Raw genomic sequence first — 17,020 nt, 5'->3', positions numbered from 1 at the left:
GGGCCGCCGAGGACCTGTGCGCACGGGTCCTCGGCGGCCCCGCGCCCCCTACGATCCACCACCGGCGCGGCAAAAATCGCAAGCCGGCGAAGAGCGCGTCACTTCACCCGCTGCTTTTCCAGCTTGCGCGCCAGCGTACGCCGGTGCATCCCCAGCCGCCGCGCCGCTTCGGAGATGTTGAAGTCCGTCTCGGCCAGCACCGCATGGATATGCTCCCACTCCAGCGTCTTGATCGACGTCGAGCGGTTGGTCACCTCCAGTTCGGTATTGCCCGCCACGTGCCCGAACGCCGCTTCGATATCGTCAGTGTTGGACGGCTTGGCCAGATACTGGCACGCCCCGAGCTTGACCGCCTCAACCGCTGTGGCAATGCTGGCAAACCCGGTCAGCACCACGATCTGCATCTCGGAATCGTGCTGGTGCAGCAGCTGCACACAGGCCAGCCCGGAGGTGTTCCCCTTGAGCTTCAAATCCACCACCGCATAATCCGGCGAATGCGTCTCCAGCAGCGTGGACGCTTCGTCGTAGCCCGGCGCGACCAGCACCTGGTAGCCGCGCCGCTCGAACGAACGGGTGAGCGTGCGTGCGAATGCCTCGTCATCTTCGATGATGAGCAACAGGCGGCTAGTGGACATGCGTAACTTCCTTTTCTAGTGCGATGGACGACAGCGGCAGCGTCAGCGTCACCTGCGCCCCGCCCTGCGGCCGGTTGGCGGCTGCGACCGAGCCGCCCAGCTTGCGCGCGACGTTCACGACCAGGAACAGGCCCAACCCGCCGCCCGGCCGGCCCTTGGTGGATTGGTATGGTTTGCCGAACTGGGCCAGCATGGCCGGCGCGAATCCGGGGCCAGCGTCGGTCACATTCAGGGTCAGCGTGCCGTCCTCCGTCACGCTCGCCTCCAGCCCGACAAAATCGGGCGAGGCTTCGAGCGCGTTGTCCAGCACATTATCGATCATCTGCTTGAGCGCCGAATCGAACACCACCGGAATGTCCTCGCTGATGCGGTTCTGGTAGCTGAACGAACGCACCGGCCGGCTGCCCTTCCATTCGTCGACCAGCTGGTCGAGGAAGGTGCGGATGGTGGTGCGCATCGCCGACTCGCCGCGCGTCTCGCCGGCCGACAGCAGGATGCCGCTGACGATCGACTTGCAGCGCTTGAGCTGGGTCTGCATTTCGGCGATCTCTTCTAAGAGCTCCGGGTTCTTCTTAAACTCGGGCATGCGCTTCCAGTCGCCGAGGATCACCGACAGCGTCGCAAGCGGCGTGCCCAATTCGTGCGCCGCGCCGGACGCGAGCAGGCCCATGCGCACGATGTGTTCCTCTTCGGCCGCGCGCTGGCGCAGGTCCGCCAGTTGGGTCGCCTTGGCCTTCAGCGTGCCGCTGATGCGCGAGACGAAAATCACCAGCAGCGCGGCATTCAGGCCAAAGCAGATCAACAGGCCCTGCACATACAGGCTGGCGATCCCGCGCGCATGGTCGAACGGCAGCGCCAGGGGCTTGGCGAACACCGACAGCAGCGCCAGGCACATGAGCGTGATGACGGTGATGGTCCACGTGGCCCATATATCGAGCAGCACCGCCGCCAGGATCACCTGCAGCAGGTAGAGAAAAGCGAAGGGATTGGTGGTGCCGCCGGACAGGTACAGCTGCACCGTAAAGGTGGCCACGTCCACCAGCAGCGCGAGGAACACTTCGCGGTTGGTGACGGGTACGTGCTCGTGCCAGCGCAGGTGGCTGGCGATGTTAAACGCGATCAGGCAGGCCAGCACCTCGAGCATCGGCACCAGCGGCAGGCGCACGTCGAACACCATGATGGCGGCGGCGATGGTCGTGATCTGGCCGATCACGGCAATCCAGCGCAGCTCGATCAGCTGCAGCATGTTGCGGTGCCCTGCCGCGTATTCGACGTTGGCAACCGCCGCGGCCGGCTCGCTGTCCGCGTCCGGCTTGTTCAATACTTCGGGATTAGCAGTCATTCGTCCTCTTCATGCCTCTTGCGTGCCACCCACCACATGGCGGCGGCAACCATCAAAGCAAGAGCATACCAAGTGATGGCATAGACGAGGTGACTGTTATGAAAAGCGATGACGGTCAGGCCGCCGACCGGGTGGTCCGGCGCCTCCAGTGGGTCCTGGTCCCTGCCGGCATCGACGAAATACGGCGCCACGTTCGTGAGAGCGTGCGCGCTTGCGATCGCGGCCACGTCGCGCGAGTACCAGCGGTTGGCCGCGGGGTCGTTATTGCGCAAAAAGCCGCCGCCCGGCTCGCTGATGCGCAACAGGCCGCTGATCGTGACCGGTGAGCCGTTCGCGGGGCACACGGGCCCCTGCGCGCGGCGCAGCGGATAGTGTTTGGGACCACCCTGCTCCTGGGGCACGAAGCCGCGGTTGACCAGCACGATGCTGCCGTCCGGCGTGCACAGGGGCGTGAGGAGCCAGTAGCCGCTGCCCAGTTCGGACAACGCCTGCACGGCGGTGGTGTATTCGTAGAGATAAGTACCGGCCAGGCGTACATGCCGGTATTCGTCGGATTGGGCATTAACCTGCGCCCAGCGCGCCGGAGGGGGTGGCGCGACCGGGGCAGCGTGAACGCGTGCATTCACGCGTTCGATCAGGGCCAGCTTCCATTGCAGGCGGTAGACCTGCCAGGTGCCGAGCCCCGCAAACAGCACGAACAGCAGCATCCCGAAGACTACCAGGATGGGCGCGAGCCCACGCCGGTTTGGCGCCGGCGCCGCTGGTTCGTGCTGGTCCTGCGTCATGGCATGTCGTGCATGCCCTGCATGGCCTCAGGGCCCATGCCCGGCATCATGTTGGCGTTCATGTGGTACATGACCCAGATCGAACCGGACAGCACGATGAACAGCAGGATGACGGTCAGGATCAAGGCCATCATGTTCCAGCCGCCTTCGGACTTCGAGTTCATGTGCAGGAAGTAGATCATGTGCACAACGACCTGCACCGCGGCGAAGCCGAGGATGATCGCGCGGGTTGCGCCCGGCTCGACCACGTGGCCCATCACGAGCCAGAACGGGATCGCGGTCAGGATCACCGACAGGATAAAGCCGATGCTGTAATCCTTCAGGCTGCCATGGGCTTCCAGGTGATCATCGCCGTGGCCGTGGTGGCCGTGGCCGTGGTGGCCGTGTTCAATGTGGTGGCCGCTCATGGCAGGACTCCCATCAAATAGACAAAGGTGAAGACGCCGATCCAGACAACGTCCAGGAAGTGCCAGAACATCGACAGGCACGACAGGCGGCGATAGTTTTCGCTGGTGATGCCATGCTTACCGAGCTGGAACATCAGCGTCACCAGCCACACGATACCAAAGGTCACGTGCAGGCCGTGGGTGCCGACCAGCGCGAAGAACGCGGTCAGGAAGCCCGAACGCTGCGGGCCCAGGCCCTCATGGATCAGGTGCGAGAACTCGTACAGTTCCAGGCCCAGGAAGCAGGCGCCCAGCACACCGGTGATCGCCAGCCAGCGCTGCACGCTGCCCAGGTTCTTCTTCTGCGCGGCCAGCATCGCAAAGCCGTAGGTGATCGACGAGAACAGCAGGAACGCCGTGTTCAGCGCCACCAGCGGCAGGTCGAAGATCTCGGCGCCCGACGGGCCGCCTGCGTAATTGCGGCCCAATACGGCATAGGTCGCGAACAGGCAGGCGAAGATCAGGCAGTCGCTCATCAGGTAGATCCAGAAACCGAGCAGGGTGCCGTTTTCCGGGTGGTGCTCGCGCACCAGGTAGCGCGAGCTGCTGTCGGCGGCCACCGCGCCGCCGTTCATTACGTTAATTTCAGACATGGGCTTCCAGCAAACGGGTGCGAGCTTCCTCGGTGCGGGTCACTTCTTCCGCCGGGATGTAGTAATCGCGTTTGTAATCAAAGGTGTGGTAGATGGTTGCAGCGATCATCGCCAGGAACGACACGCCAACCAGCAGCCACATGTGCCAGATGATGCCGAACGCCAGCACGGCCGACAGCGCCGCGACAACAAAACCTGCCCAGGTGTTCTTCGGCATGTGGATCGACACGAAGTCCTTCAGCGGACGCTTGTAGCCGTTCTTCTTCATGTCAGCCCAGGTGTCGTTGTCGTACACGACCGGGGTGAACGCGAAGTTGTAGTCAGGCGGCGGCGACGAGGTGGCCCACTCCAGGGTGCGCGCATTCCACGGGTCGCCGGTGACGTCGGCCAGCTTCTTGCGGTCGCGGATCGAGACCAGGATCTGCATCAGCAGGCAGCCGATACCAGCCGCGATCATCAGGGTGCCGAACAGCGAGATGCGGAACAGCCACTGGTCGTCCATGTTCTCGAAGTGCGACATGCGGCGGGTGTAACCCATGAAGCCCAGGATGTACGGCGGGGTGAACGCGACCCAGAAGCCGACCGACCACAGCCAGAACGAAGCGGTGCCCCATTTCTTTTCCAGCTTGTAGCCGAACATCTTCGGCCACCAGTAGTTCACGCCAGCGAACAGGCCGAACAGCACGCCGCCGATGATCACGTTGTGGAAGTGGGCGATCAGGAACAGCGAGTTGTGCAGCACGAAGTCGGCCGGCGGTACCGCCAGCATCACGCCGGTCATGCCACCAATGACGAAGGTGATCATGAACGAGATGGTCCACATCATCGGCAACTCGTAGCGGATCCGGCCCTTGTACATGGTGAACAGCCAGTTGAAGATCTTCGCGCCGGTCGGGATCGAGATGATCATCGTGGTGATGCCGAAGAACGAGTTCACGCTCGCGCCCGAACCCATCGTGAAGAAGTGGTGCAGCCACACCAGGTAAGACAGGATCATGATCACGCAGGTCGCGTACACCATCGAGGTGTAGCCGAACAGGCGCTTGTTGCAGAAGGTCGAGACGACTTCCGAGAAAATACCGAACGCCGGCAGGATCAGGATGTACACCTCAGGGTGGCCCCAGATCCAGATCAGGTTCACGTACATCATGGCGTTGCCGCCCAGTTCATTGGTGAAGAAGTGGGTGCCGATCAGGCGGTCCAGGCCCAGCATCGCCAGCACCGCGGTCAGCACCGGGAACGACATGACGATCAGGATGTTGGTGCACAGCGCGGTCCAGGTGAACACCGGCATCTTCATCATGTCCATGCCCGGCGCGCGCATCTTGACGATGGTGGCGATCAGGTTCACGCCGGACAGCAAGGTGCCGACACCGGCCACCTGCAATGACCAGATGTAGTAGTCGACCCCGACATCAGGCGAGGCCAGGATGCCGGACAGCGGCGGGTAAGCCAGCCAGCCGGTGCGCGCGAATTCGCCGACGAACAGCGACGCCATCACCAGCACCGCACCCATCGCGGTCATCCAGAACGAGAAGTTGTTCAGGAACGGGAAAGCCACGTCGCGCGCGCCGATCTGCAGCGGCACGATGTAGTTCATCAGGCCCGTCACCAGCGGCATCGCCACGAAGAAGATCATGATCACGCCGTGGGCGGTGAAGACCTGGTCGTAGTGGTGCGGCGGCAGGAAGCCGTGCGCGTCGCCGAACGAGAATGCCTGGTGGGCGCGCATCATCAGTGCGTCGGCAAAGCCGCGCAGGAACATCACAAGGCCCAGCACCATGTACATGATGCCGATTTTCTTGTGGTCGATACTGGTGAACCATTCGTTCCACAGGTAGCCCCACAGGCGGAGCTTGGTCAGGACCGCGAGCAAGGCAATACCGCCCAGCGCGACCATGATGAAGGTTCCGATCAGGATCGGCTCGTGGTAGGGAATCGCTTCCCAGCTGAGCCGACCGAAGATTAGCTTCGTCAAATCAAAATGCTCTTGCATGGTTACTTCTTCAGGGAATTGGTGGGCGAGGTGCAGACCTCGGCTTCAGCGACCTGGGTCGCGGCCTTTTTCGGCATCTCTTTGATCGCGACGGCCTTGGCGCGCTTGGCGTCGTCAGCCATCATCTTGTTCATGCACACTGAGCCGTCTGCCACGCAGCGGTTCAGCACCAGGTTGTACAGCGTCGGCTCGACGGTGCCGTAGTGGCGCACCGGATCCTTGATGCTGGGCTTTTCCAGTTCCAGGTAGTTGGTGCGATTCAATTCGCCCCCGCCCGACTTGACGGACTGGACCCAGCTGTCAAAGTCGGCCTGCGTCACGCCGCGGTAGCCAAAGCGCATGTCCGAGAAACCGGCGCCGCTGTAGTTGGCCGAGAAGCCTTCCGACTTGACCGGCTTGTTCTGCACCGCGTTCAGTTCGGTCTCCATGCCCGGCATCGCATAGATCATGCCTGCCAGTTCCGGCACGTAGAACGCGTTCATGACCGAGGTGGCGGTGATCTTGAAGCGCACCGGCACGTCGACCGGCAGCACCAGTTCGTTGACCGTCGCAATGCCCTGCTCCGGATAGAAGAACGCCCACTTCCAGTCCATCGCCACCACCTGCACTTCCAACGGCTTGGTCGAGGTGGAGATCGGACGCATGTGATCGATGCGTTCGAGCGGACGGTACGGGTCGAGCTTGTGGGTGTAGATCCAGGTGATCAGGCCCAGCGCGATGATGATCAGGAGCGGTGCGCCCCAGATCACGAGTTCGAGCTTGGTCGAGTGGTCCCAATCGGGTTCGTATTTCGCATCTTTATTACTTGCGCGATATTTGCGAGCGAACGCGATGGTCAGGATTATCACCGGAACGATGATCAGCAACATCAGCAGCGTCGAGATGACGATCAGATGCGCCTGCTGTTTGGCAATGTCTCCGGACGGGTTCATCACCACCGCATTACAGCCAGCCAGCGCTGCAAGGGAGGCAAGAACCAGTCCGCGACGGACGGTCTTAGGAATCATGCTTGTATAGGACGTTACATGGGAATGAGAACATGCTACTGTAACGCTAACGGCCTTAGCTGCACATTGGACGTTTTGTCCCACCCCTTGCCTCAAGGCTTGTTTTTCCGGGGTGAGCCAGGGCCGTCAGAATGACTACATGGAGACGAAGATATGCAAAGCACGACAGGCTACGGCGGTGCAGGTGCCGCTCCGATTAGCAACCCGCGCAGCGGGGCCCGTAACATCAACGCCCGGGACGGCGAAATCCACCCCGGGGAAATCGCGGTGGGCGTGGTCATAGGCCGCGCCTCCGAATATTTCGACTTCTTCGTCTACGCCATCGCCTCGGTGCTGGTGTTTCCCGCAGTGTTCTTTCCCTGGGCAGACCGCCTGAACGCCACGCTGTACTCGTTTACGATCTTCGCCTTTGCATTTATTGCAAGACCAATCGGCACCATCGCCTTCATGGCCATCCAGCGCCGCTTCAGCCGTGAAATCAAGCTGACCATCGCGCTGTTCCTGCTCGGCACATCCACCGCCGGCATTGCCATGCTGCCAACCTACTCGCAGTGGGGCGTGCTGGCGGTCGTCATGCTGGCCGCCACACGCATCGGCCAGGGCGTGGCCCAGGGCGGCTCGTGGGACGGCCTGCCTTCCCTGCTCGCGCTGAGCGCGCCGGAAAACAAGCGTGGATGGTACGCGATGTTGGGCCAGCTTGGCGCACCGGTGGGATTTATCCTAGCCGCCGGGTTATTTTCTTACCTGATCAGCAACCTGACGATGGATGACTTCCTCGTCTGGGGCTGGCGTTATCCGTTCTACGTGGCGTTTGCGATCAACGTGGTCGCCCTCTTCGCGCGCCTGCGGCTGGTGTCGACCAGCGAGTATTCGCGCCTGCTCGACGCCCACGAGCTCGATCCCGCGCCAGTGGTGGAGCTGACCCGCGTCCAAGGCAGCAACATCCTGATCGGCGCACTGGCCGCGCTGGCCAGCTATGCCCTCTTCCACCTCGTGACCGTGTTCCCGCTGTCGTGGATCCAGTTGTACGACACGCGCCCGACCGACGAATTCCTCAACTTGCAGATGATCGGCGCCGGCATCGCCGCGCTCGGCATCCTGCTTTCGGGCGTCGTCGCCGACAAATTTGGCCGTCGTAACACGCTGGGCACGGTCGCGGTGCTGATCGCGATCTTCTCGGCCTGCGTGCCGAGCCTGATCGACGGCGGCGAAACCGGCCAGAACATCTTCATCCTGGTCGGCTTCGCCCTGCTCGGCCTGTCGTATGGCCAAGCCGCTGGCGCTGTGACCGCCAACTTCCAGCAGCGCTTCCGCTACACCGGCGCCGCCCTCACCTCGGACCTGGCCTGGCTGGTGGGCGCCGCGTTCGCGCCGGTGATCGCGCTCGGACTGTCGGCCAACTTCGGCCTGGGGTATGTGAGCCTGTATCTGCTGTCGGGCGCCGTCGGCACGCTGGCGGCGCTGAGCTTGAACAGGGCGCTGGAGATACGCGACTGAGCGCTGGAGCTCGCCAAACCAAAACCGGCCCTCGTGGGCCGGTTTTTTTATGACACTATTTTTTGTAGCCTATGGCTTTCACAGGTTACTTTCCAGCCGCTCCATTCCCTGATGACCGGAATGCATGTGATTATTCTGCCTCGAAAAAGAGACCCTTGAATTGGCAAGCAAGCAAATTCTTCACTTCTGTAACGACGGACGGAGGACGGGGAGGCACCCGCATCGTGGTGACGCGCGACGACGACACCACAGTCAATAAATAGGCGCCATCAATGAAGCTCGGCGTCCTGGACAAGGACACCTGTGTAATGTCGCGTAGCGGAATAATACGTCGATGGAAAAGTGTATGGCCATAGAACTCGAAATGGCTACCCGTAATCCTCAGAAATGGAGTGCGCCTTTGGTAGCTGTACAGTGCGCCCCACAATATCGCGGCAGCGAAAACCAGTCCCGCGCCAAATAAAAGAAGCAGCCAATCAAAGGGCTGGGATAATTTGGCGATGAAATCAGGAATCCAAATTGCAATTATGACCGCAAGGAGGGGTGCCGCGTTGGGCCCTTTGCGTGCAATCTCTGCACCGCCCTGATTTCCTCCGTCACCGTCATCGCCACCATGTTCCGTCGTTTTGTCTCCTGCATGCTCCCGTTTGATCATATTGAGGCCTATTCGAATTGTTCGACGATTCCGACATTCTCGATCAAATTGTCAACATATATGTTCACGAATTGTCACAAATCAACGGTGCCGGTGCATTTGCCAAGTGGAGAGGCGATCGAACTGCCGTGGCGCTCGTAAGCAAGCAACTGCGGTCGCAGCGCCTGGCTGCGACCGCAATATTAGATACTTGGTACCGGATTGGTGCCTGATACCAGCACGTATTTCTTGCCGTCGAAATGGTAGCGAGCGGACTGTTCGATGTTGGCTTTAAGGTGCTCTGTAAAATCGCCCGATTTGTTCTCGGTGACCTTGTAACGCTTCCCCTTGAAGTCGACCAAAATGTCGCGATAGGCTGCGGGTTGGGGACTGTCAACAAAGCGCATGCTGCTATCGATCTCCCAGCACTCGTCCACCTCAGGCATGCAAGCACCAGAATTGCCGGACATTTCGCGGAAACCACCGAGATGGCGTACGCCGTCGCCGAGGTCGAAGACATCGGCCATGCTGATTTCATAACCCTGCCATACCCCGCCTGAGGAGACAATGAAGCCTTGTTTGTTGGGGCTGAGATTTATCCATTTTACGCTGCCGATCTGGCCATGCGATCCTACGGACGCGACATTTTCACGGCGTTCCAAGACAGTCCAATCGCCATCTTCACGCCGCACTGTATACACGTTGAGCATTCCGGGTGTGACGTGTGCAGACATGTCGGCGCCATTTTGGTCAGATGGCGAGCCATTCACAATAACGGCGGTACGCCCGTCAGCTAACTCGTTTGCACAGACGAGTGCCATCAGGTACGTGGAGTCGGTTCCGTTTTGTCGGATGTCCACCACCGCGTTGCCGCTGTTGGAATCATAATTGTCCTGGAAAATCGCCCGCATCAGTTGCCCTTCGTGCTCCCTGCTCAAGGCGGGAGCCTCACTCGGCGTAGCTGCAGAAACGGAGGCTGCGCCAGGCAAAACTGCGGGTGTGCCAGCCACCAGCATGGGCTTCACGTCGGACTCTTTTTGCTGTGAGCAGGCCACGACAAAAGCTGCGAGGATTATCATCCCCGCTCGCTTGGAAAAAAACGCCTGCATCATGCAACATACCTCTTTCGTGGCTTCATCGTCTCAACCGAACCGTAGAATTAGATGTGTCTAGCTTGCGTAGCCAGCGTAACATTTTTCTTTATAAAAAGTTTCACAATTGTTCCTTAATTTTGTCGCGGCCACTTCAAACACTCGACTAAACATAGGAATCTTCCCCGCTCCCCTGCGTCAAAAGGCAAACGGAGGAACGGTCAATGGAAAGCAAGGAACTCGTTCAAATCGGCGCCGGCACGGCAACCATGGAAGGCATGCTGGAGCTTCCAACACCTCCCATCGGCGTCGTCCTGTTCGCGCACGGCAGCGGCAGCAGCCGCCTCAGCCCGCGCAACAACTACGTGGCAGGGGTATTGCGCGAAGCGCGCATTGGCACCCTGCTGCTCGACCTGCTCACGCCGCAGGAAGACCGCACCTACGAAAATCGCTTCAATATTCCCTTGCTGACCCAGCGCCTCGGCTTTGCCGCGGCCTGGCTAAGCCAGCAGCCGGCCACCTCAACATTGAAACTCGGCCTGTTCGGCGCCAGCACCGGCGCCGCCGCCGCGCTGCAATTGGCCGCCGAACCGGGCATTGACATCGCAGCGGTGGTCTCGCGCGGCGGACGCCCTGACCTGGCCGGGCGACATGCATTGCAGGCGGTGCGCGCGCCCACCCTGCTGCTCGTGGGCGGCGACGACGACATCGTCATCGAACTGAACCGGCGCGCACACGACGATCTGCGCTGCGAAAAGCAGCTCGTCATCGTGCCCGGCGCCACCCACCTGTTCGAGGAACCCGGCAAGCTGGAGGAAGTCGCTTCGCTGGCCACCAACTGGTTCGTGTCGCATTTCCCGAACGGCTGACCATGTCGGACCACCCTGCCCCCGAACCTCGGCTGCGCCTGGTGTTCGGCGGCGACGCCATGCTCGGGCGCCTCGTAAACGATGCGATCGGGCTGCACGGCCCCGGCTATCCGCTCGGCGCGATCGCGCCTCTTCTACGGACCGCCGATCTGGCCATCGTCAACCTCGAATGCGCCATCACCGCCAGCACCCGCCAGTGGCATGGCGAACCGAAAGCCTTCTACTTCGGCGCGCCACCGCAAGCGATCGAGTCGCTGACCGGCGCAGGCATCGACCTCGTCAGCCTGGCCAACAACCACGCGCTTGACTTCGATGTGCGCGGCCTGCTCGACACGGTCGATGCGCTCGACGCCCATTCAATCGCGCACGCCGGAGCCGGAGCGGACCTGCAAGCGGCACTGCGTCCCGTGATCGTCGAACGCAACGGGCTTCGGATCGGCATGGCTGCCTTTTGCGATCACCAGGAGGATTTTGCAGCCGGGCCGGCGCGTCCCGGTATCGCGTGGCTCGACCTGCGCGACGAGCCCGCCGCCCTGGCTGCGTTTTCTCGCGCGCTCGATGCGTTGGCGCGCGCCGATGTCGACTGGCCGATCCTCTCGCTGCACTGGGGGCCGAATATGGCATGGCGGCCCTCGCCGCGCTTTCGCCGCCTGGCCCATGCGGCGATCGACATGGGATGGAAAATCCTGTTCGGCCACAGCGCGCACGTTTTCCAGGGGATCGAATGGCGCAATGGTGCGCCAATCATGTATGCGGCCGGCGACCTGGTGGATGACTACTATGTCGACCCGACGTTCTGCAACGATCATCAATTACTGTTCGAATTGCAGCTGGGGCCGGACAAGGTCGAACGCATCGTGCTCCATCCGCTGTTCATTGCCGATTGCCGCACGATCCGCGCCGATTCCGCGCAGCGCGCCTGGATCTTCCGACAGATGAGCGAACTGTGCGCGGAGCTGGGTACACCCGTGCACCCCGACGCGCACACGCTTGTTATCGCACCGCCTGCTTGACGGCAGTGCCGAGTTTGCGTTCGCGTGCGCATTTGCGCACCCGTCGCCTCCTGCAGATCGTAGGGGCGCACAGGGCTGCGCCCGGTGATCCCCGCGAGCTGGCCCGGCTTCGTGATTCGCTACCGCGCACCGGGAACTGGCACAATGCATGAGATCAGCGCGCTAGAGCGGCAAGGAGAATGACATGGCAAGCCTCAAACTGACCGGCGTGCGCAAGTCGTACGGTGCGCACGCCATCCTGCACGGTATCGACCTGGACATCGAAGACGGCGAATTCGTCGTCTTCGTCGGACCTTCCGGCTGCGGCAAGTCGACGCTGCTGCGCGCGATCTGCGGACTGGACGAGATCGACGAGGGCGAGCTGTTCATGGACGGCGTGCGCATCAACCAGCTGCCCCCGGCTGACCGGCGGCTGGCGATGGTCTTCCAGAACTACGCGCTGTATCCGCACATGACGGTGCGCGAAAACATGGGGTTCGCACTGAAGCTCGCCGGCAGGCCAAAGACCGAGATCGAGTCGGCTGTGCTGAAGGCGGCTAGAGCTCTGCAGATCGACGCCCTGCTCGACCGCCGGCCGAAGGAGCTTTCCGGCGGCCAGCGCCAGCGCGTCGCGATCGGGCGCGCGATCGTGCGCGAGCCCTCCATATTTCTGTTCGACGAACCGCTGTCCAACCTGGACGCCGCGCTGCGCGTACAGATGCGCATCGAGCTGGCCAGACTGCATCGTTCGCTCGGCACCACCATGATCTACGTGACCCACGACCAGGTCGAGGCGATGACGCTGGCCGACCGCATCGTGGTTTTGAACGGAGGCCGCATCGAGCAGGCCGGGCCGCCGCTCAAGCTCTACCACGAGCCGGACAACCTGTTCGTCGCCGGCTTTCTCGGTGCGCCGACCATGAACTTCCTGGCGGGTGAAGTGGAGGCGTACGCCGGTGACCGTGCGGCAGTCGCGGTGGCCGGCGGCGCCACCGTGCTCGAGGTGCCGCTGGCCGAGCCGGTGCGGCCTGGCACTCGCGTCACGGTCGGCGTGCGGCCGGAGCATCTCGATGCTGGCGCCAGCGCTGGTATCCCCGCCACGCTGTTCGCGATCGAACGGCTGGGTGACGGCTGCTGGCTGTACGCGAACGTCAAGGGCAGCGGCGAACAGATGGTCGTACGCGCCGACGCCGAACGGCACTGGGAGCCCGGCCAGGAGCTGCTGCTGTCGGCGCCGCCGCAGCGCACGCACGTGTTCGGGCCGGACGGGCGGCGATTGCTGCCGTAAGGCCAATTGCGCCCGCTCGCGGCCTCAGGCCGTAGCGTAGGGTGCGCACCCGTGCGCACGCGTCACCGTTTGATTGGCCCGCGGCGTCGCTGCCATAAGGCATCGTTCGCATCACGCGCACACAGAACCTGCGCCCCCGTCAATTCCACCCGGAATTGATCCGCCGACTTCTCCACCCCGCCCTGCGCCAGCGCAGAGCGCTCCTGCTGAGCCCGCTGCTACATTGGTCATGACAGCCGAGCCGTCCGCTTTCACCGGAGCCGCTTCTGTTAAGCAATGGAGACAGCAATGGATCGCTCCCTGTCGCGCAGCCACACGCATGCCCGCTCCCCATCCTGGCTCATCACCGCCGCCACGCTCACCCTGCTCTGCGCTTGCGGCGGCGAGCGCGGCGACGACGTGCTGGTCCCCGGCACCGACAACACCGCGCCAAGCGAAGTACGCCTGACATGGTTTGGCCTGGCCAACTGGACCTTCAAGATTGGCGACCTGAACATCATGATGGACGGCTACATGACGCGGATTCCGCCCGGATATTTCCAAGGCGGCAGTGACGGCCTGGCCTACACCAGGGCGCCCTGGCCGGTCGACCAGGGTGCTGTGCGCTGGAGCCACAGCGTGCTCTCGAACAAGCCCGGCTCGCCGATCAACCTGGTGCTCACCGGCTCCAGCCAATTCGACCACAGCTTCGATACCGCATACTGGGCCTCTCTCACCAAAGCCACGGTCATCGGTTCCCGCTCGACCTGCTACCAATTGCAGGCGCAAGGCATCCCCCTCGAACAGTGCAAACCGGTCTACGGCGGCGAAACCTTCCGCCTGAATAAGTACGTGACGATGCGCGTGGTCCGCTGGACGCACGACGGCAGCGAGCAGTACGCCCCGCGCGAACTGCAACACGTTCCCACGCCCGATGCCGACGGCAAGCTCAAAGGCGGCGCCTTGGAAGACTTTCCCAACGGCGGTGGCAGCCGCGGCTACCTCTTCACGGTCAAGACCGCCAGCAAAACCACCCTCAGTTTCTTCGTGACCGATTCAGGTGCGCCGCAGGGCCTGACGGTCGATCAAATCACTGACGGCATCAATTACGGCAAGCCCATCGAACGCCTGGCTCTGGCGATGCGCGGCGCCCGATTGAAAAGCGTCGATCTCTGGATCGGCGCCGGCGGCCACGCGGTCGCCGCGATCATCGCGCCGGTGCTCAAACCCAGAGCCTACGTGGTCAACCACATCGGCAATGTCTTCGTTCCCTTCGAACAGGGCAACACCAGTCCCTTCCGCGACACGCGCCTGGCCACCTGGCTTGCTGCGAAAAACATCGCCCTCGTCCCGCCGTTGCAGTACCTGGACGCGTTCGTGCTGGACGCAAACGGGGTACGCCCCGTCGACAACATGCCCATGAAAAAGATGTACGGATTCTGAAAGCGCCAGCTACTCGGCAAACAGCTCCACCATCAGTTCGCGCAGCCAGCAATTGCCCGGGTCCTGGCCGAAGCGCCGATGCCAGAACACGTTCGTCTGCAGCATCGGCAATTGCAACGGGGGCATCGTCCACGCCAGATCGAAGGGCGCCGCCGCCCGCTCGGCCAGCTTCTGGGGCACGGTCACCACCAATCCGCTGGCACTGGCGATGTACGGCACGGCGGTAAAGTGCGGCACGCGGTAGCGCGTCACCACGCCCACCCCGGCCTTTTCCAGCAACTGGTTGATGCGGTCGTACGGGCTTTCGTCCGTATCGACAAGCAAGTGTTCGGCGGCGATGAAGCGATCGAGCGTGACCTCGCCTTGCGCCAGCGGATGGCTCTTGCGGAACAGGCTCACAAAAGGCTGGCGGAACAGCAACCGCTGGTACAAGGCGCCGGACACGTCGTCGAACGCGCCCACCGCCAGATCGACGCGGCCGCTCTCCATCGCTTCCCTGAGCGCAATGCCTCCCGCCCGGATCGAGCTCACCTGCACCCGCGGCGCCAACGCCCGCAAGCGCTCGACCAGCACCGGCATGAAATACACCTCGCCCACATCGGTCATGGCAATGGTGAAGCGACGCGTGCTGGTTGCGGGATCGAATTGACTGCGCTGGTTCAGCGCCAGCCCAATCTGGAGCATTGCCGCACCGACCGGCTCGGCCACTTGCTGCGCGAAAGGCGTGGGCTGCATGCCGCCGCCCGTCCGCACGAACAGCTCGTCGTCGAAGGTGCGCCGCAGGCGGGCCAGCGCATTGCTGACCGCCGATTGGGTCAGCCCCAGTTTGCGCGCCGCCTTGGATATCTGCCGCTCGCGATAAACCTCCTGGAACACCGCCAGCAGGTTCAGGTCGATATTGCCCGGTTCGATCATGGAAGCGCCTTATTATTTACGAAATCAATAGTCTACATTTCTGTATTCATCTCGTAAAACGTTCGCATATCCACTACAGTTGTCCGCACAACAAAACCCGCAGGAGACCATCCGTGCTCGAACCCACCCCATCGGCAGCAAGCTACATGTCCGGCTTTGGCAACGAATTCGCCACCGAAGCCCTACCCGGCGCGCTTCCGCAACACCGCAACTCGCCCCAGCGGGTCGCCTACGGGCTGTACGCCGAGCAAATTTCCGGCACCGCGTTTACCGCGCCGCGCAGCCACAACCGGCGCTCGTGGCTGTACCGCATCCGTCCGGCTGCCGTCCACGGCCAATTCAAACAGATCGACAACGGCCGCATGGTCAGCCAGTTCGGCCAGGTCCCGCCCCCGCCCAACCAATTGCGATGGGACCCGCTGCCGATGCCATTGGCCCCGACCGACTTCATCGACGGCTGGGTCACCATGGCCGGCAACGGCTCGCCCGAGGCCATGAGCGGCTGCGCGATCCACTTGTACGCCGCCAACCAGTCGATGACCGACCGCTATTTCTATTCGGCTGACGGGGAGCTGCTGATCGTGCCCCAGCACGGTCGCCTTCACATCGCCACCGAACTTGGCCTCCTGGAACTTGGACCGCAAGAGATCGCCGTCATCCCGCGCGGCATTCGCTTCCAGGTCGCGCTGCCGGACGGCCAGGCCCGTGGCTACATCTGCGAGAACTTCGGCGCCCTGCTGCGCCTGCCGGACCTGGGCCCGATCGGCTCCAACGGGCTGGCCAACCCGCGCGACTTCCTGACTCCAGCCGCACGGTACGAAGACCGGGAAGGCCAGTTCGAACTGGTCGCCAAGTTCTGCGGCAACCTGTGGCGGGCCGACATCGGCCACTCCCCGCTGGACGTGGTCGCCTGGCACGGCAACTACGCGCCCTACAAATACGACCTGCGCCACTTCAACACCATCGGCTCGATCAGCTACGACCACCCGGACCCGTCGATCTTCCTCGTATTGCAGGCCCCCTCGGACACTCCCGGCGTGGACACGCTCGATTTCGTGATCTTCCCGCCGCGCTGGCTGGCCGGCGAAGACACCTTCCGCCCGCCTTGGTTCCATCGCAACGTCGCCAGCGAATTCATGGGCCTGATCCACGGCGCCTACGACGCCAAGGCCGAAGGCTTCGTCCCCGGCGGCGCCAGCCTGCACAACTGCATGAGCGGGCACGGCCCCGATGCCGCCACGTTCGAAAAAGCGAGCAATGCCGATACCTCGCGCCCCAGCAAGGTTGCCGACACGATGGCCTTCATGTTTGAAACCCGCCACGTGATCATCCCGACCGCGTACGCGCTGGCCAGCCAGCAATTGCAGCGCAATTACCAGCAATGCTGGGCCGGCATCGGCAAGGCCTTCCGGCCCGAGCCTTGATACGGCTGGCCGTGCGCGTTGGCGCGCCATGAGCCGCCGTGCGATGATGGCTTCCAAGCACGGCAAGGCACGGGGATGACTGCC

16 protein-coding genes are annotated in these 17,020 nt (G+C 62.6%); 6 read left to right on the top strand and 10 right to left on the bottom strand.

Annotated elements, in window-relative coordinates:
- Window positions 1-98: 98 nt before the first annotated feature.
- Genes E4O92_RS05945 through cyoA form a run of 7 tightly spaced genes read right to left on the bottom strand, consistent with a single transcriptional unit; the run spans window position 99 to window position 6,804 of the window.
- Complete coding sequence (locus E4O92_RS05945; RefSeq protein WP_135188833.1) at window positions 99-635, bottom strand: response regulator transcription factor; 537 nt, start codon at window positions 633-635, stop codon at window positions 99-101.
- Window positions 625-1,977 (bottom strand): ATP-binding protein, encoded by a 1,353-nt coding sequence (locus tag E4O92_RS05940; RefSeq protein WP_135188832.1) that lies wholly within the window; start codon window positions 1,975-1,977, stop codon window positions 625-627. Before E4O92_RS05940 ends, E4O92_RS05945 begins: the two co-directional genes overlap by 11 nt.
- Entirely contained in the window at window positions 1,974-2,762 is a 789-nt protein-coding gene (locus E4O92_RS05935; RefSeq protein ID WP_135188831.1) for an SURF1 family protein, read from the bottom strand. The genes E4O92_RS05940 and E4O92_RS05935 overlap by 4 nt, the downstream gene beginning before the upstream one ends.
- A complete protein-coding gene (gene cyoD / locus E4O92_RS05930) occupies window positions 2,759-3,169 on the bottom strand; it encodes a cytochrome o ubiquinol oxidase subunit IV (protein WP_135188830.1) in 411 nt (136 codons plus the stop codon). Before cyoD ends, E4O92_RS05935 begins: the two co-directional genes overlap by 4 nt.
- Window positions 3,166-3,801: a cytochrome o ubiquinol oxidase subunit III gene (cyoC, locus tag E4O92_RS05925; RefSeq protein ID WP_135188829.1), complete on the bottom strand. Its 636-nt coding sequence runs from the start codon at window positions 3,799-3,801 to the stop codon at window positions 3,166-3,168. The genes cyoD and cyoC overlap by 4 nt, the downstream gene beginning before the upstream one ends.
- Window positions 3,794-5,797 carry a cytochrome o ubiquinol oxidase subunit I gene (gene cyoB, locus E4O92_RS05920; RefSeq protein ID WP_135188828.1) on the bottom strand — a complete coding sequence of 668 codons (2,004 nt, stop codon included), beginning with the start codon at window positions 5,795-5,797 and terminating at the stop codon, window positions 3,794-3,796. Before cyoB ends, cyoC begins: the two co-directional genes overlap by 8 nt.
- A gap of 2 nt (window positions 5,798-5,799) precedes the next feature.
- A complete protein-coding gene (gene cyoA / locus E4O92_RS05915; protein WP_135188827.1) occupies window positions 5,800-6,804 on the bottom strand; it encodes a ubiquinol oxidase subunit II in 1,005 nt (334 codons plus the stop codon).
- A gap of 153 nt (window positions 6,805-6,957) precedes the next feature.
- Here cyoA and E4O92_RS05910 point away from each other — a divergent pair, with 153 nt between their 5' ends.
- Entirely contained in the window at window positions 6,958-8,301 is a 1,344-nt protein-coding gene (locus tag E4O92_RS05910) for an MFS transporter (RefSeq protein WP_135188826.1), read from the top strand.
- A gap of 130 nt (window positions 8,302-8,431) precedes the next feature.
- On the opposite strand, the gene E4O92_RS05905 is transcribed toward E4O92_RS05910, so the two are convergent.
- Both E4O92_RS05905 and E4O92_RS05900 read right to left on the bottom strand, forming a co-directional pair.
- Window positions 8,432-8,956 (bottom strand): hypothetical protein, encoded by a 525-nt coding sequence (locus E4O92_RS05905; protein WP_135188825.1) that lies wholly within the window; start codon window positions 8,954-8,956, stop codon window positions 8,432-8,434.
- 182 nt (window positions 8,957-9,138) lie between these two features.
- Window positions 9,139-10,047 carry a hypothetical protein gene (locus E4O92_RS05900; RefSeq protein WP_135188824.1) on the bottom strand — a complete coding sequence of 303 codons (909 nt, stop codon included), beginning with the start codon at window positions 10,045-10,047 and terminating at the stop codon, window positions 9,139-9,141.
- A 203-nt stretch (window positions 10,048-10,250) separates the two neighbouring features.
- Here E4O92_RS05900 and E4O92_RS05895 point away from each other — a divergent pair, with 203 nt between their 5' ends.
- The 4 genes from E4O92_RS05895 (at window position 10,251) to E4O92_RS05880 (ending at window position 14,597) form a co-directional block, all read left to right on the top strand.
- On the top strand, window positions 10,251-10,895 hold the full coding sequence (locus E4O92_RS05895; RefSeq protein WP_135188823.1) for a dienelactone hydrolase family protein: 645 nt from the start codon (window positions 10,251-10,253) through the stop codon (window positions 10,893-10,895).
- Between the two features lie 41 nt (window positions 10,896-10,936).
- Window positions 10,937-11,908, top strand: coding sequence for a CapA family protein (locus E4O92_RS05890; protein ID WP_167759704.1), 972 nt, complete (start codon window positions 10,937-10,939; stop codon window positions 11,906-11,908).
- Between the two features lie 184 nt (window positions 11,909-12,092).
- Window positions 12,093-13,175, top strand: a complete 1,083-nt coding sequence (locus E4O92_RS05885; protein WP_135188821.1) for an ABC transporter ATP-binding protein — start codon at window positions 12,093-12,095, stop codon at window positions 13,173-13,175.
- Window positions 13,176-13,463: 288 nt separating this feature from the next.
- Entirely contained in the window at window positions 13,464-14,597 is a 1,134-nt protein-coding gene (locus E4O92_RS05880; protein ID WP_135188820.1) for a hypothetical protein, read from the top strand.
- 9 nt (window positions 14,598-14,606) lie between these two features.
- Here the strand turns inward: E4O92_RS05880 and E4O92_RS05875 are convergent, their stop codons facing one another.
- Window positions 14,607-15,512: a LysR family transcriptional regulator gene (locus tag E4O92_RS05875; protein WP_135188819.1), complete on the bottom strand. Its 906-nt coding sequence runs from the start codon at window positions 15,510-15,512 to the stop codon at window positions 14,607-14,609.
- Between the two features lie 146 nt (window positions 15,513-15,658).
- Here E4O92_RS05875 and hmgA point away from each other — a divergent pair, with 146 nt between their 5' ends.
- The gene (hmgA, locus tag E4O92_RS05870) at window positions 15,659-16,936 is read left to right on the top strand and encodes a homogentisate 1,2-dioxygenase (protein ID WP_135188839.1); all 1,278 of its coding nucleotides are present in this window, start codon (window positions 15,659-15,661) and stop codon (window positions 16,934-16,936) included.
- The last annotated feature ends 84 nt before the right edge of the window (window positions 16,937-17,020 follow it).

This window comes from Massilia horti, assembly GCF_004614195.1.
In the GTDB taxonomy this organism is placed as follows: domain Bacteria; phylum Pseudomonadota; class Gammaproteobacteria; order Burkholderiales; family Burkholderiaceae_D; genus Telluria; species Telluria horti.
The sequence above is the reverse complement of the archived record's forward strand: the minus strand, read 5'-3'. Positions and strand labels throughout refer to the sequence as shown.

Coding starts and splice junctions, on each gene's coding strand:
- E4O92_RS05945 (WP_135188833.1), bottom strand. CDS start 635: ATGTCCACTAGCCGCCTGTTGCTCATCATCGAAGATGACGAGGCATTC.
- cyoD (WP_135188830.1), bottom strand. CDS start 3,169: ATGAGCGGCCACCACATTGAACACGGCCACCACGGCCACGGCCACCAC.
- E4O92_RS05905 (WP_135188825.1), bottom strand. CDS start 8,956: ATGATCAAACGGGAGCATGCAGGAGACAAAACGACGGAACATGGTGGC.
- E4O92_RS05885 (WP_135188821.1), top strand. CDS start 12,093: ATGGCAAGCCTCAAACTGACCGGCGTGCGCAAGTCGTACGGTGCGCAC.
- E4O92_RS05875 (WP_135188819.1), bottom strand. CDS start 15,512: ATGATCGAACCGGGCAATATCGACCTGAACCTGCTGGCGGTGTTCCAG.
- E4O92_RS05940 (WP_135188832.1), bottom strand. CDS start 1,977: ATGACTGCTAATCCCGAAGTATTGAACAAGCCGGACGCGGACAGCGAG.
- E4O92_RS05935 (WP_135188831.1), bottom strand. CDS start 2,762: ATGACGCAGGACCAGCACGAACCAGCGGCGCCGGCGCCAAACCGGCGT.
- cyoC (WP_135188829.1), bottom strand. CDS start 3,801: ATGTCTGAAATTAACGTAATGAACGGCGGCGCGGTGGCCGCCGACAGC.
- E4O92_RS05880 (WP_135188820.1), top strand. CDS start 13,464: ATGGATCGCTCCCTGTCGCGCAGCCACACGCATGCCCGCTCCCCATCC.
- E4O92_RS05910 (WP_135188826.1), top strand. CDS start 6,958: ATGCAAAGCACGACAGGCTACGGCGGTGCAGGTGCCGCTCCGATTAGC.
- E4O92_RS05895 (WP_135188823.1), top strand. CDS start 10,251: ATGGAAAGCAAGGAACTCGTTCAAATCGGCGCCGGCACGGCAACCATG.
- E4O92_RS05900 (WP_135188824.1), bottom strand. CDS start 10,047: ATGATGCAGGCGTTTTTTTCCAAGCGAGCGGGGATGATAATCCTCGCA.
- cyoA (WP_135188827.1), bottom strand. CDS start 6,804: ATGATTCCTAAGACCGTCCGTCGCGGACTGGTTCTTGCCTCCCTTGCA.
- hmgA (WP_135188839.1), top strand. CDS start 15,659: ATGTCCGGCTTTGGCAACGAATTCGCCACCGAAGCCCTACCCGGCGCG.
- cyoB (WP_135188828.1), bottom strand. CDS start 5,797: ATGCAAGAGCATTTTGATTTGACGAAGCTAATCTTCGGTCGGCTCAGC.